The 14,013-nt window shown below is 59.5% G+C and carries 11 protein-coding genes; 1 reads left to right on the forward strand and 10 read right to left on the reverse strand.

Annotation, left to right across the window (positions count from 1 at the left end; all coding sequences use genetic code 11):
* Positions 1-3: 3 nt before the first annotated feature.
* The 9 genes from FJ942_RS18715 to FJ942_RS18755 form a co-directional block, all read right to left on the reverse strand.
* Positions 4-204 carry a hypothetical protein gene (locus tag FJ942_RS18715; RefSeq protein WP_140499417.1) on the reverse strand — a complete coding sequence of 67 codons (201 nt, stop codon included), beginning with the start codon at positions 202-204 and terminating at the stop codon, positions 4-6.
* 62 nt (positions 205-266) lie between these two features.
* A complete protein-coding gene (locus tag FJ942_RS18720) occupies positions 267-974 on the reverse strand; it encodes an MgtC/SapB family protein (RefSeq protein ID WP_181165254.1) in 708 nt (235 codons plus the stop codon).
* Between the two features lie 38 nt (positions 975-1,012).
* The gene (locus tag FJ942_RS18725) at positions 1,013-2,194 is read right to left on the reverse strand and encodes an alpha/beta fold hydrolase (protein ID WP_140499415.1); all 1,182 of its coding nucleotides are present in this window, start codon (positions 2,192-2,194) and stop codon (positions 1,013-1,015) included.
* 18 nt (positions 2,195-2,212) lie between these two features.
* Entirely contained in the window at positions 2,213-2,947 is a 735-nt protein-coding gene (locus FJ942_RS18730) for an META domain-containing protein (protein ID WP_181167677.1), read from the reverse strand.
* Positions 2,948-3,158: 211 nt separating this feature from the next.
* Positions 3,159-6,320, reverse strand: coding sequence for an efflux RND transporter permease subunit (locus FJ942_RS18735; protein WP_140898559.1), 3,162 nt, complete (start codon positions 6,318-6,320; stop codon positions 3,159-3,161).
* Positions 6,317-7,450, reverse strand: a complete 1,134-nt coding sequence (locus FJ942_RS18740) for an efflux RND transporter periplasmic adaptor subunit (RefSeq protein WP_140898561.1) — start codon at positions 7,448-7,450, stop codon at positions 6,317-6,319. The genes FJ942_RS18735 and FJ942_RS18740 overlap by 4 nt, the downstream gene beginning before the upstream one ends.
* Before the next feature lie 15 nt (positions 7,451-7,465).
* Positions 7,466-8,047, reverse strand: a complete 582-nt coding sequence (locus FJ942_RS18745; protein ID WP_140499407.1) for an HdeD family acid-resistance protein — start codon at positions 8,045-8,047, stop codon at positions 7,466-7,468.
* 266 nt (positions 8,048-8,313) lie between these two features.
* A complete protein-coding gene (locus tag FJ942_RS18750) occupies positions 8,314-9,756 on the reverse strand; it encodes an amidohydrolase family protein (protein ID WP_140898563.1) in 1,443 nt (480 codons plus the stop codon).
* A 79-nt stretch (positions 9,757-9,835) separates the two neighbouring features.
* Entirely contained in the window at positions 9,836-11,029 is a 1,194-nt protein-coding gene (locus tag FJ942_RS18755; RefSeq protein WP_140898719.1) for a succinylglutamate desuccinylase/aspartoacylase family protein, read from the reverse strand.
* 471 nt (positions 11,030-11,500) lie between these two features.
* Between FJ942_RS18755 and FJ942_RS18760 the strand changes: the two genes are divergently transcribed.
* Positions 11,501-12,556, forward strand: a complete 1,056-nt coding sequence (locus FJ942_RS18760; RefSeq protein ID WP_140898565.1) for a helix-turn-helix domain-containing protein — start codon at positions 11,501-11,503, stop codon at positions 12,554-12,556.
* Here FJ942_RS18760 and FJ942_RS18765 read toward each other — a convergent pair.
* On the reverse strand, positions 12,553-13,983 hold the full coding sequence (locus FJ942_RS18765) for a basic amino acid/polyamine antiporter (protein ID WP_140517435.1): 1,431 nt from the start codon (positions 13,981-13,983) through the stop codon (positions 12,553-12,555). The genes FJ942_RS18760 and FJ942_RS18765 overlap by 4 nt on opposite strands.
* Positions 13,984-14,013 lie beyond the last annotated feature (30 nt).

Raw genomic sequence — 14,013 nt, forward strand, 5'->3', positions numbered from 1 at the left:
AAGTCAAGCAACCGAGTCCGGCTTGTTTCTGCGGGCGATCTTTATAATCAGAAGAATGATTCCGATAGCAAAGAGAAGACAGCCAACCATGATGCTCGATGGAGAGCCATAGCGATAGCCCGATGCAAAAATGAGAAAGCCTATGAGCAAGAGGCCGATAGCTATCAATTTGTTTGCCAACAAGGCCTTGGTGTTTCCTTCCATTGTAGCAGCTCCTTAAAATTTGACGTTTCGAGGTGGTGTCGAGGGTCTTTCTGGCTTTCGCTCTATTCGGTCTTTTCTTCCGGCTCCCAGGAAGCCGACTGAACATTCGAGTCGAGCGCGAGGTGAGCGACGACGCGTTCGACTGATTGCGCATCATCACGGTTGCTGAACAACGTTGCTTCTATTCTCATGGCGTCGCCCTCATTGATGGGATGGCTGTTAAGGGAGCGTAGGCGGAGGAGGTTTGTATTGATGGTCTGAAGCAGAATCGATCTGAGCAAATAAACATTATCTCGTGAGCATACGATCTCTATAGTGTACGTGTATTCGACGGCAGGTTGTTCCTGAGAGTGCCTTCGAAAGAATCTTGAGAAATTAGGAAGAAGCGAATTGAGTATAATAATGAGCATTGCGGTTTCCGCGGCCAGCAGCAGAAAGCCAAAGCCTACGAAGACCCCGACAGAGCCAGTGCTCCAGATCGTCGCGGACGTACTCAACCCTCTTATGTTGGAACCGTCCCTGATGATCAGGCCGGCGCCAAGGAAGCCAATGCCGGTTACGACCTGAGCCCCCATTCTAAGATCGAGACCTGAGCCAAGAGCGCCCGGCAGCGAGGAGTATGCCGCCGCGCCCAGTGCGACCAGCGCGTGCGTCACAAGTCCTGTATATTGTTGCCGGTACTGGCGTTCCGCACCGATCAGCGCGCCGAGCAGCAACGCAAGCACAAGCTTCAGCAGGATTGATTGAGTTATCGCGACTTCAGCTTCCAAATGTTCATTCCGTCTGATTCAAAATGCAGGGGCTTTCATCACATGGCGCCGATCTCGGACGCCGGCTGCTGGGACACGGATTGCCGGGATGCCGACCGCTTCAGGATTGTGAGCGGCAGATGGAGAACGAGGGAGGCGTTATCGAAGATGATCTGCCGGGTCTCTTCGGCTTTGTCTTCGACCGGCATATCTTCGTTCACGATGAGACGGCGCAGCAGGGGCCCGGACCTCAACAGCTTCATCAGTGTTTCCGACGTTGCAAAGCCGCTGTGGCCGCCGCCGTCCACGTCGGAAATGTCGATAACCTGAATGTCCTTTTTCTGGAGGAGCGGGATATCGAAGCCACTGCCGACTCGTGGCTGGCCACCTGCAATGCGCCGCGACAGGCTCAAGGCGCGATCTCGCCGAGAGACAACGATCGTGAAGGGGTGCGGCAGTTGGGGTATGTCCCTGACTTGGCTGCTGAAGACATCTGGATCGATATCGGGCGCGGCAAGCAAGACGCCGCGGATTCTTGAGGTAACCGCCGCCTTACCTTGCAATACAAGGGTGCGAAGCGCCTCCATTACGACATACGCGCCCATGGAATGGCCGACGATGAAAACACCGCTAGCGTTCGATCGAGCTGCGATTTCGATCGTTTCGGCCAAGCCGTCCCGCGCCTGGAGAGCGCTATCGCGATCGAAAAGATAGGCGCCGATAGATCCCGCCGACGCCCAGGAGAAATGAACCGGAACCGAGGAGATGCGGTAGTCGTGGACGACTTGGGCATTACGAAACAGGCCTTCGGCAAAATTGTTGTTGTAGCCGTGCACGAAGATAAACACCTCGCGCTCCGAAGGCGGACGCTTCGCCAGCATCCCGTTCAACCGACCTGCGAAGGATGCTCTGTTCTCGAAGCGGACAAGATCACGAGCGGAAAAATGGCGCTTCGGATCGGGTGATGTCGATGACGTCTCGACGACGCCCGGCCGGTGTGTGGCCGGCACGACGACAGTCAACTGCGAAAAACTCAACGTCGGGGAACGATCCCGCGAATAGGGCGGTTCGGAGGTGGGGAACCTTGTGCGCGTGGTGGCAATCAGGAAGGAAATAGCCGACATTTCGTTGCTAATTTGTACAGGCGAGGCAAGGCCCGTCACGGCTCTTGGACCGGCGCAGCTTTGCACCAGCAACGCCAGCGAGATAACCAACACAAATCGTCCTGCGGGGTTCTGCATGCTGCTGGCCGCGCCGGCTTATCTTCGTAAACTCACCAGCGTTTGGCCATCCTTGTCCAACAGTTGCACTCGTCCTGTCTGTGGGGCTTCAAAACGATGGACGGACCCGAGTGCCTTCAGAAGACTGCGCTCTTGATCCATGAGGGGCTGATCGCAGATCATCCTGGACGAGCCGGTTTCCGAGATCGTCAGCGCTTCTCCGGTCAAGGCGAAGCCGCCAAAGAACCGATTGCACGAGCCATTCCCATGGATGCGTCCATCTGGCTCGAAGGCAAGGGTGGGTTTCGAATCGGAGACCGTGGTTTCTTCTCGAATTTCGTCCACGAGCCAATCTCCGTGAAGGAGGTCGCCCGGCTCTCCGGCGCAGCCCCCAAATTTCCGGTCGCCAAGGATGACGGTCGCGGTTTGGGGGTATGGCATTCCGCTCATGGTATCGACGCATATTTTGGCAGCGATGGTCAGCGCGAGTTGCCGGCCGTCTACCGTCGCCAGATAGGTGTCGGCGTCGCCTTGCCTTGTGGGACGCGGAGCCGGCTGAACTGTGAAGGTCTCGCCCCCTAAGGCGTTAAAGCTGAGCGCGGTGTCCGAGATGCTGATTTGCCAACCGGGTTCGTTGCCGCGTGCAGCCAACGAGGCAGCCTCCGCATTGCTCGTTGCGGTGGCGTACAGCGACAACACCGCGAGCGAAGCGGCCAACGGCAAGGATGAGCAGGACTCTGGACTCACGGTTGCAGCCTCCAGACGATGCGTCACTGAACTCGAAGGCCGCCCGGAAACCGGCCTCTGGGGGCAACTTCGCCAAATATTGCGCCGAATGTACTTGCATCCGGCCGTCAGTCCATCGCCGCGGTTCGGAGAACGAGTCCATTCGGCGAAGAAATGGACGCAAAGCCAAGAATTGAGATTCCAAGAACATAAATGGTTGCCGCGGGCCATCTCGACCGCCCTTTGGCGAGAACGAACCTCAATGTGATGGTTCGATCGTGTCGAGGCGTTCCGTACGATCTCCCGGACGCGGGGACGACAGATACTCGGTTGCTTTCTGGACGACAAAATAGACGGAGGGGATGATCAACAGGCCAATCGTCGTAGCCGCGGCCATGCCCCCGAAAATTGTGACGCCAACAGCCCGCCGCGCGCCCGCGCCGGCGCCAGTCGACACGACAAGAGGAATGATCCCGAGGATGAAGGAAACCGCGGTCATCATGACGGCCCGGAAGCGCTGCTCGGCCCCGATCCGCGCCGCCTCCATTACGCTTAGTCCCTCATCGCGCCGCTCCTTGGCGAATTCCACGATCAGGATGGCATTCTTCGCCGCCAGTCCGATCAGCAGCACGATGGCGATCTGCACGTAGAGGCTGTTCTGCATCCCGAAGACCTTCAATGCCGCTATGGCGCCGAAGAGAGCCGCTCCGAGCGAAAGGATGACGATCAACGGAAGCGACCAGCTCTCGTATTGGGCGACAAGGAAGAGATAGGCAAAGAGGAACGCCAGCGCAAAGACCAGCCCCTCCTGGCCACTGCCGCGGCGCTCTTGAAACGACAGGCCCGACCACTCGAAGCCATAGCCATTCGGCAACAGCTGGGCCACTGTCTTCTCCATCGCGTCCATGGCGCCGCCGCTGCTGCTTCCAGGTGCGGTAATGGCGTTTATGGGAGCGGCGACCGAGAGATTGTAACGCTGGATGGCGAATGGCGACAGGATCGTCGTCAACGACGCCAGATTGTTCAAGGGCACCATGGTGCCGTTCCGGCTACGCACATGCAGGTTCAAGATGTCTTCCGCATGGGCACGGAAATCGGCATCGGCCTGCAGATTGACCTGGAACACGCGGCCATTGAGCGTAAAATCATTTACGTAGCGCGATCCGAAGGCCGCGCCGATGGTGGAATAGACGTCCGACACGCTTACCCCAAGCGCTTCGGCGCGCGTTCTGTCGACGTCGACATAGACCTGCGGGACATTGGCGCTGAAGGTGGTGGCGGCCCCGCCGAGCTCCGGCAGATGATTGAAGGCGCCAAGCAGGGCGCCGACGACCTGCGCGATCTCTTGTGGCGGCTGTCCTTCAAGCGCTTGCAGGCGGAAGTCCAGGCCACCGACCGAGCCGATGCCGGCAATCGCCGGCGGCGCGAACACGGCGACGTTCGCGCCCGGAATTTGGGAGAACTTCACCCGCAGCGCCTGCAGGATGCCGGCGAGCTGCAGTTCGCTGGACCTGCGCTCGTCCCAGGGCTTCAGCGCCGCGACCGCCATTGCGCCGCTCGGCGAACTCGTCGACTGAAGGATGCTGAACCCCGCAACCGTGATGACGTCTTGCACGCCTCCGGTGTCGGTCAGAATCTTGCGCACGTCCTCCACGATGGCTTTCGTGCGGTCGAGCGAAGCGGCGTTGGGCAACTGGATGTCGACGAACAGCGCGCCTTGGTCCTCGTCGGGCAGGAAAGTCGACGGTAGCCCGGTGAAGATCAGATAGGCGATGGCAAAACAGGCAAGCAATCCCGCCACCGGCACGTACCAATGCCGCACCAGAAACCCGACGAGGCGTCCATAGCCGTCTCGCGTCTCGTTCATGAATGCCGTGAACCAGGCCAACGGGCCACGCTTGAAATGGCCCATATCGCGCCGCAAAAGCAGTGCGGCCAGCGCCGGGCTCAGGGTCAATCCGACAAAGGAAGAAATCACCAGGGCCGAAGACAGCGTCACGGCGAACTGCCGGTAGAGCTGGCCGCCTATGCCGCCGAGAAACGCAGTCGGCGTCACCACGGCAAGCAGCACCAAGGTCGTGGAAATGATCGGCCCAGTGATCTGGTGCATCGCCTTGCGCGTGGCGTCGGCGACCGCGATGTCAGGGGTATCCTCCAGCACATGCTTGACGTTCTCGACGACAAGGATGGCATCGTCCACCACCAGGCCGATCGCCAGCACCAGCGCCAAAAGAGAAATCATGTTCAGCGAATAGCCGGCGGCAAACAGCACCGCCAAGGCGCCGAGCATGGAAACCGGGATGGCAAGCGCCGAGATGAACATGGCGCGCCAATCCTGCAGGAAGACGTAGGTGACTGCGAGAACGATCAGGAACGCTTCAAGCAGGGTTCTGGCCGTCAGCGAGATGCTGGCATTCACGAAGCGGGTCGCATCGTAGACGATGTGATACTGCATGCCTTTGGGAAAACGTGACGAGAGGCGCTCCAGTTCGGCGCGGACCGACGCCGCGGTCTGGATGGCGTTGGCGCCGGGCGACTGGTTGATCTGCATCATCGCCGAGGCGTGTCCGGCAAAGCTGGCGCTCGAAGCATAGCTTAGTGCGCCAAGCTCGAGCCGCGCGATGTCGCGCAGGTAGACCTTGGCCCCCGCCGAGCCCGTGCGCACGACGATGTCCCCGAATTCCTCGACGCTTCTCAGCCGCCCCTGCGCGACCAGAGTGTATTGCAGCTCCGAGCCCTGCGCCTGCGGGGGCGCGCCGGCCTGTCCGAGCGTCGCCTGGATGTTTTGCCGCTGGATGGCGGCCGAGACATCGTCGGGCGTCAGGCCAAGCGCGTCCATGCGCTGCGGGTTGAGCCACACCCTCATCGAGTATTCCGAAGCCCCGGCGACCGAAGCCTCGCCGACGCCCCGCACGCGCGATATCGTGTCGGCGACGGTCGTGGTGATGAAATTCGTGATCGCCAGCGCATCGAGGCTGTCGTCCGGCGAATAGAAAGCGATGCCGAGGATAAAATCCGGCGAGCGGGCACGCACGGAGACACCTTGCTGCGCGACCGCTGCCGGCAGGCGCGAGATCGCCAGCTGAGCGCGGTTCTGCACGTTGATCTGTGCTGTCTCGGGATCGGTTCCGACCTCGAAGGTCACCGATAGCGTGTATTGGCCGGCATTGGAGCTGGTGGACGACATGTACATCATGTGGTCCACGCCATTGATGGCCGTCTCCAGCGGGCCGCCCACCACGTCGGCGATGACTTCCGCGCTTGCTCCCGGATAGGAGGCCGACACCGTCACCGTTGGAGGGGTGATCTGCGGATACTGCTGTATGGGAAGGGAAAACACCGCGATCCCGCCGGCGATCGAAATGATGATCGAGACGACGATCGCGAGCCGGGTGCGGCTGATGAAGAGGTCCGAGATCATGGCGTATCCTCCGCTTCGCGGGGGTTGACCTGCTGACCATCGGAAACGCGTTGCAGGCCCTCGACGACGATCGTTTCGCCGCCTTCCAATCCGCTCGTCGCCGCCCAGCGATTGTCGATGCGCGCACCGGTCGTGATCGCCTGCCTGGTCACGGTATTGTTGTCGTTGAGCACGAAGACGAACTTGCCCTGGCGGTCCTGAAGAACGGACGCCATCGGCACCATCGGCAATTTCCTGGCTTCTTCGTCGACGATTGTTAGCCGGACGAACTGGCCAGGCGCCAATATGTGGTCCGGGTTGGGGAACAGCGCGCGGACGGCGACGGTACCGGTCTGCTGATTGACCTCGTTGTCGATGAACTGCACCCGCCCCGGTGAAGCAAATTGTGTGCCGTTGGCGAGAGACAGACTCAGGTGGAATTTGTTCGCATCGATCTTCTGGCCCCCGGCGAGTTTCTGCCTGATGTCGACCAAAGTGCTGTCAGCGATCGAGAATGCGACGCGGATAGGATCGAGCTGGACGATGCGCGCCAATGATCCGGAGCCGGGCCCCACGAGATTACCGCGCGTCGCCAGGGAGCGGCCGATGGTCCCATTGATGGGAGACTTGATCTGAGCATAGGAAAGATTGAGTTCGGCCGTATTGAGGGCTGCATTGGCGCTTTGAACATCCGCCGCGGCGACATCGAACGCAGCCTGCGCGTCATCCAACGTGGCCTGAGCAATAGTCCTGCGGCTGAGCAGGTCCCTGGCGCGTGAGAGGCTTTGTCGCGCGGCGTTGCGGGTGGCTTCGGTCCTGGCCACCTGCGCCTGTGCGGACATTACCGCCGCCGACAGTTGATCCGGCTCGATTTCGAAAAGCAGATCGCCCTCCTTCACGTGCTGGCCTTCGGAGAACCTGATCTCCTTGAGCAGGCCGGACGCGCGCGCCTGAATGTCGACCGCATCGATCGCCTCGACCTGCGCGTTGTATGTCAGCGGCGCGTTTGCCGGACCGGACTGGACCTTCTGCACGACCACTGGCACCGTCGCCGCGGTCTGCGCACGTGCCGCTCCCGCGAAGCCGCCCACGCCGACTAGCAATGCGGCCGCCACGACCCTGGCTCGAAAGTCAAAATTGCTTTTCATCATCGTCGGATCCTGCTCTCAAGACAAAATCTTCGTCCTGCGCACGCTCAGGGCAATGACGAGATACGCCAGTCCAGCAATCATCATGGAAAATCCGGCCACCAAGCCAGTCGGCATCTCTCTGACGATCGGCCACTTCAGCAGTATGGAGAAAGCAGCGAATATGGCCACGATTCCGGAAACGGCGAACCAATACCAGCCGCCGACTTTCCTGACTTCAGCGGCGATGATTAATTGAAGAACACCGTGGACAAATAGTACAAACGCTATGAACAGTGATATTGCGGCCGATGCTTTGATAGGATTGAAGTAAATCATAATGCCGCCGATGAGCTCGAAGAAGCCGGTCAGTTCCTGCCACACGAAGCCCACCCAACTTTTGATCCAGAGCGATTGGATGACCTTGATGACGCCGACTGCCATCAGGGCCACGGCGAACACGACGTTGGATGCGAAATTGGAAACGCTGGGAACTGCGACTGAAAACACGCCGCCCGCAAGCAGGAGGAGCCCAAAGAGCAGAAACCTGCGCCACTTGCCCTGCTCGATTTCGGCCCGTTCATATGGCGTTGCAGGTGGGTGATCCGATTTTTCTGGCATGTCCCCGTTCCATGCAGGTTCTAAATATCGATCTCGCACCCTGCGAGCAGAGAAGAGAGCCGAGAGCGCTCAATGGAAAGTATCAGGAAGAAGTCTGCCGGACGGAGCGTCAGGAGCCTGTCTGGTTGCCTCGCGGCGAGATTTCCCGATGACGACGACTGCCTAGTCGAGATTTTCTCGCGGCCTTGCTTCGTCAGGACCATGAGGCCGTGTCGGATTAACTGATTGCTGGGAAGTGAAGGCGGCATACGGCTTTCCGCTGACTCTCAAAGGGTGCTCTTGTGAAGCCGGCCGTCCTTCATGATGACGACGAAGTTCTTATGCGGATCCTCGATCAGCCGGATGTCGTCGAGCGGGTTGCCGTCCACGATCAGAAGGTCCGCGAAAGCTCCTTCTTCGATGACGCCGAGCTTGCCCGGATAAGGGTTGCGCAGATTGGAGAGTTCGAGCAGTTCGGCATTGCCGGAGGTGGCCATCTGCAGGACTTCGGCGTTCTTGTACCAGTTGGCCAAATGCGTGAGCATCATGCTCTGGCGCGGACCCAACGCAGGCGAGAACAGCACGTCGGAACCCCAGGCCGTCTTGATGCCATGCTTGCGAGCAAAGGCATATATCCTCGGCGTCCCTGAGAAAAGCTCCTGGGCGCGGTCGGCGCTAGGTCCCGTCAGCGGGCCGGTGTCCTCCGCCGTCAGGAAGGGCTGGGTGCTTAGCCATGTGCCCTTCTCGGCGATCATCGCCGCCGTGTCCTCGTCCATCAGATGCGCGTGCTCGATCGACTGCACCCCAGCTGCCAGCGCGCGTCGTATCGCGCGAGACGTATAGGCGTGCACGGTAACGTAGGTGCTCCAATCCTGTGCCACCTCGACGCCTGCCCGCAGCTCTTCTTCGCTGAAGGTGACGATGTCCAGCGGACTGCGGGGCGATGATACGCCACCGCCGCCCACCAACTTTATCTGTGACGCGCCTTGGAGAAGCTGCTCCCGGATCCGCATCTTCAGGTCGCCGATATCGTCGACGATGGCCGCTCCCCCCAGGAGTTCACCTTTGCTGAGCTTGCCGCCGTCGCGCGGAATCTCGCTTGGCAGGCGAAGATCGGCGTGGCCCCCGGAGGTCGTGATCATCGCGCCGGAGGGATAGATGCGCGGGCCAGGGATCAGCCCGGTGTCGATAGCCTGCTTGAAGGAGAAGGAGGGACCTCCCAGATCGCGTATGGTGGTGAAGCCGCGACTGAGCGTGCGATCCGCCTCGGCGGTGGACGCTGCGAAGATAATCCCCGGGTCGCCGTTAAGCAGGATGTTGACCGGGACCGCCGCGAAGATCGCATGCCAATGCGCGTCGATGAGCCCTGGCATGAGAACGCCATTGCGGCATTTGATGACGGTGGCGTCCTCCGGGGGAGGGGCGTTCGTCATATCGATTCCGGAAATCCTGCCGCCCTCCACCAGGATTTGCGCTCCGTCCTTCACCGTACCCGACTTGCCGTCGAATAGCCGGACTTCGCGAAACAGGATCTTGGAAGGGGGCGCGGCCGTCTGCGCGAAGGACGGCTTTGTCAGCACCCCGGCGATGGCGGCAGCCCCGAAACCGGAGAGAAAACTACGCCTGGAAAAGGCCTCCAGACGACGAGAGACTCGTTGAAGATCGGGATTGAGACAACCGCAACCAGAACTGTGAACGAGGTGACCGTACTTCGAGCCTAGCCGCAGCATGTCTTTTGCTTTCGGTTGAGCGACACTGACACCTGCCGGACGGCGCTTCGTGTCGCGGTTCTTGTCGTTTCAGGTCCCGTTACTCGACCAACACATCGCCGCCGACAGGATTGGCGCTGTCAAAGATGAGGAATACGATCGGAGTCCCCGACTCCGCTGTTGCATCGGTCCGCCTGGCGCCGACTTCGCCGCCGAGAGGCACGGAGTATTCCGCGACGATTTCCCCGAAGGTGTTCCTTTGGACTGCAACTTTCTGTCCGGGCCGAACGGTCTCATTGAGTTCGACCAACAATTCGATGAAACCGCCATGCGTCGCGGTGACGGGAAACATGCCGTCCGCGACGAAAACGCTCGAATCCTTGCTGGTTCTGCCGATAGGGCCTGAAATTATTCCGTGGTGCTTGATGACGTTCATCGTTCCTTCGACGAACAGGGCGATCATGTCGTGATCGAAGATCCGCGGCTTGCCGATCTCGGGCGTGAAGGCGGGAATGCCGGCATCGATGAGGGCATTGGCGAGAAGACCTCGCTCGCCAAAGTTGTCGAAAATCTGATCGACCGGATAGAGTTCCGCCATCGCCCGCACTTCGGGGAGATCCATGCGCGCAAGGTGGAACGCCGTCGCGTCCATGCCCGTGGCGGCTGTATGAAAATCGATCCCGTAGTCGAGGTTTGACCGCAGAAGCCGGTTGAATATCAGGCCGGCGTGGCGCGTCGGCGCGTCGGGAGCGTCCTCGTTGCCAGGGAACAACCGATTGATGTCGATCAGGTCGATCCCGCGCCCCGAATTCGGCCATCTCCGTTCCATGCCTTCCATTGCGGGGCGCGAAATGTCGAGTACCGCCATCACCGATCCCGACATCGCGGCCGGATCGAGCTCACGCATTACGGATTGCACGGTTTGAATGGGGCTCATTTCATCGCCATGCACGCCGCTCATCAGCCCCAGTCGTTTGCCTGGGGCTGCCCCCTTGGCGACCATCACCGAGACGTACCAGTGCTGGCCCGTCGGCATCTGTACGCCCTGGAAATAAAAGCTGTGCTTGCCTGGTTCCAGATCCGAGATGTCAAGCGAACTGATGACCTTCTTTCCGTCGATGACATCGCCGGTATAGACGGTCCCCGACGTCCCTGCGGGAGACGCGCTTGCAGGTGCCGAGCCCGTTTGCGCCTGCGCCGGCCCGGCCATGAGCGCAGCGGCAGCGCCGATGGTAGCGACCGATGCGATCATGAAGTCGCGACGTCCGAGGCCCTCGCTGGTTTCATGCGCCATGGCTGTGTGGTCCCTGCCGATGAGGATCATGCTGCAGATCTCGCGGTGACGCCTGCGAGGGCGGCTAGATCGTCCTTACCGATTCCCGTTGTGCGCGTGGTATCCGGGCATTAGTCCCACAAGACATTTCAGGGAGTACAGCCTCCAACAAGAAAAATGGACTGGTGGTCTATGATTGGGATGCCTTGCATACTGAGTTGAGAGCCACCACAACCGGTCTGATAAGCCTCGGATATCACGCAGCCACCTCCACAACTTCCGTCGGGTACAATTAAGCCCAGTTCACGAATTCCTGGTGGATACCTCAAATGGGCCAGATGGCATGTTAACGATTGATTAACATGCTTCTATGCTGGTAGTAGACAGGGTATTACATCCACCTTCAACATTGCTTGCCGGAGTTGTATATATTAGAATGAACTAATGTTCTTGCAATAACCCGTGTTGCACCAACAAAGACGGATAGTTGCTATGGATGCTATGGTTCATGCCGCCGGGCTATCTGGAGGAGCAGGTGCCGAGAAGTCCCTGCAATGCGCCGTCGACATCGATACCTCCACGGCACCACCTGCTAAGCAATTCGACCTGTTTCGAACCTGGTATCAAGGCGTTGCCGACACTGAACTTATGCAAGAACGGAGCCATTCGTTTCCAGCACATGAAACAGTGTGGGATCTGGGAACGTTGGCTGTCATGTTCCTCGAATTGCCTGGCAGTGGCTACCGCTGTCGCTGGCGGCATTTGAAAAACCCTTCGGTGGACAATTGGTATTTGAGCCTGCCCTTGTCCAAGGGCAGGCTTCCTGGAAGTTGGCAGGTCGTGAGAACGACCCTGCAATCTTTTGCAGAGCCCTACGAATGCGTGATGGAGAACGACGCCCTCCTTGCCGTTTTCCTGCCACGCGACCTGCCTTTCATCCAATCGTCCAGGATTGAAATACGTGAGGAGTCGAAAAGACTCCTGGCAGACTACATGCTTCTGCTGCACCGTTCCTTTTCCGATCTGAGGGCCGTGGATGTGTCGCACATTGCCACTGCCACCACCAATCTGCTGGCTGCGTGCGTGTCGCCATCACATGACCGCATCACCGAGGCGAAGCGTGTGATCGACGCCGTGATCGCCGAGCGCGCTGCCAAAATCATTGCACAAAGTTTGAATGATCAGTCCTTGGCATCCGACAGGCTTTGCCGCGAACTCGGTGTGTCCCGCTCTCGCCTCTACCGGATATTCGAACCGGCCGGAGGTGTTTCGAATTATATTCGCCACAAACGCCTGCTCAAGACACGCGATATACTTTCCGACAGCTTGGATAGGCGCCCGATCTCCGCCATTGCCGGGGATTGGGGCTTCACGGATCCATCGGCGTATAGCCGGATGTTCAGGAAGGAATTCGGCATTACGCCAAAGGAGGCACGCGTGGAAGGCTGGCAAGGCGCCCAGGCCACGAGCTCGCAGCAGATCAGCCAGCCTGACAGCAGGGCGCACACGCTGAGTGGTCTTCTGCTGCGAAACAGCTTTGGGCCCTAGACTGCGATGGCGCCGGCAAGGATGCCGTAGATTGCCGCGACCGCGCCAAGTGCGGCGACGACGAACATCCCCATCTCGGCGGGAGTAAACACCCTCTGCCCCCGCTCCTTCCGAGCCATGACGAAGAGGATCGTGCCCGGTCCGTAGATGACGGCCGAGAGCAGCAGGTGCTTGGCGCTGGCGGCGTAGATGAGACCGGCCGTATAGATCAATGCTATCGCCGCCCTTGCGAAGTCGACACGCCGCGCTACGGGGTCGTTCTCGTAGCTCTCGCCGCCCCATGCGAGCTTGACCCCGTAAGCGGCGACAAGAAGATATGGGATGAGGATCATGGAACTGGTCAGCTCGAGAGCGAGCCTGAAGGCCTGTTGAGCAAAGAGCGTCAGGACCAGAAAAACCTGCACGACCGTATTGGTCAGCCAGAGCGCCCGCGACGGCACGCCATGCTTGTTTTTATACGCAAGAAAACGCGGCATTGTCTGGTGATGTGATGCGGTGAACAGGATTTCAGCGGCCAGCAGCACCCAGGACAGATAGGCACCGGCAACGGAGATCAGCAGGCCGAAGCTGACGAACTTGGCGCCCCATGGCCCGACCACCGCTTCCAATACGCCGGCCATGGAGGGATTGCGCAGCGCTGTCAGTTCAGGACGAAGCATGATCCCGTAGGAGGGAATGGTGACCAGCACAAGCAGACAGAGCACGCCGAGAAAACCAAGGAGCGTCGCGACCCCGACATCCCCGCGGTTGCGTGCGTAACGCGAATAGACGCTCGCGCCTTCGATTCCGACAAAGACGAATACTGTCACCAACATGGTCCCGCGAACCTGGCTCGCGATGCTGCCAACGCTGACTTCTTCCCCGCCCCAGAAATTGGTCGTGAAGACATCGGCGCTGAAGCCGTAGATAACGAAGATGATAAAGAGAAAGATCGGAATGATCTTGGCGTAAGTGACAATGGTGTTGATCGCCGCCGCTTCCTTGACGCCCCGCAGGATCAGCGAATGTACGATCCACAGAAGCATCGAGGAAATGACGATCGCCGTGATGGTATTGCCATCGCCGAACACAGGAAAGAAAAGCCCCAGCGTCGACTTTATCAGCACGAAATAGGAAACGTTGCCGAGAACGGCGGCAGACCAGTAACCGAGGGCCGAGAGGAAGCCGAGATAGTTGCCAAAGCCGGCCTTGGCATAGGCATACACGCCCGCATCGAGGTCCGGCTTGCGAACCGACAAGGTCTGGAAGACGAAGGCCAACATCAGCATTCCGACGCCAGCGATGGCCCAAGCGATCATGGCCCCGAACGGACCGGTCTCGCGACCAAAAGCCTGCGGCAAAGAGAAGATGCCCGCGCCGACCATCGAACCGACGACCATAGCCGTCAGGGTCCATATCGAGAATTTTTGCTGAACGGTCGAGTTCATTGAATTTGGATCAACAATTCCTTGGCGGAC

The sequence above is a fragment of the Mesorhizobium sp. B2-4-2 genome, from assembly GCF_006442845.1.
Classification (GTDB): domain Bacteria; phylum Pseudomonadota; class Alphaproteobacteria; order Rhizobiales; family Rhizobiaceae; genus Mesorhizobium.

Excerpts from the sequence above, each read along its gene's own strand:
- FJ942_RS18715 (WP_140499417.1), bottom strand. The coding sequence starts at position 204 with ATGGAAGGAAACACCAAGGCCTTGTTGGCAAACAAATTGATAGCTATC.
- FJ942_RS18725 (WP_140499415.1), bottom strand. The coding sequence starts at position 2,194 with ATGCAGAACCCCGCAGGACGATTTGTGTTGGTTATCTCGCTGGCGTTG.
- FJ942_RS18735 (WP_140898559.1), bottom strand. The coding sequence starts at position 6,320 with ATGATCTCGGACCTCTTCATCAGCCGCACCCGGCTCGCGATCGTCGTC.
- FJ942_RS18740 (WP_140898561.1), bottom strand. The coding sequence starts at position 7,450 with ATGATGAAAAGCAATTTTGACTTTCGAGCCAGGGTCGTGGCGGCCGCA.
- FJ942_RS18745 (WP_140499407.1), bottom strand. The coding sequence starts at position 8,047 with ATGCCAGAAAAATCGGATCACCCACCTGCAACGCCATATGAACGGGCC.
- FJ942_RS18750 (WP_140898563.1), bottom strand. The coding sequence starts at position 9,756 with ATGCTGCGGCTAGGCTCGAAGTACGGTCACCTCGTTCACAGTTCTGGT.
- FJ942_RS18755 (WP_140898719.1), bottom strand. The coding sequence starts at position 11,029 with ATGGCGCATGAAACCAGCGAGGGCCTCGGACGTCGCGACTTCATGATC.
- FJ942_RS18760 (WP_140898565.1), top strand. The coding sequence starts at position 11,501 with ATGGATGCTATGGTTCATGCCGCCGGGCTATCTGGAGGAGCAGGTGCC.
- FJ942_RS18765 (WP_140517435.1), bottom strand. The coding sequence starts at position 13,983 with ATGAACTCGACCGTTCAGCAAAAATTCTCGATATGGACCCTGACGGCT.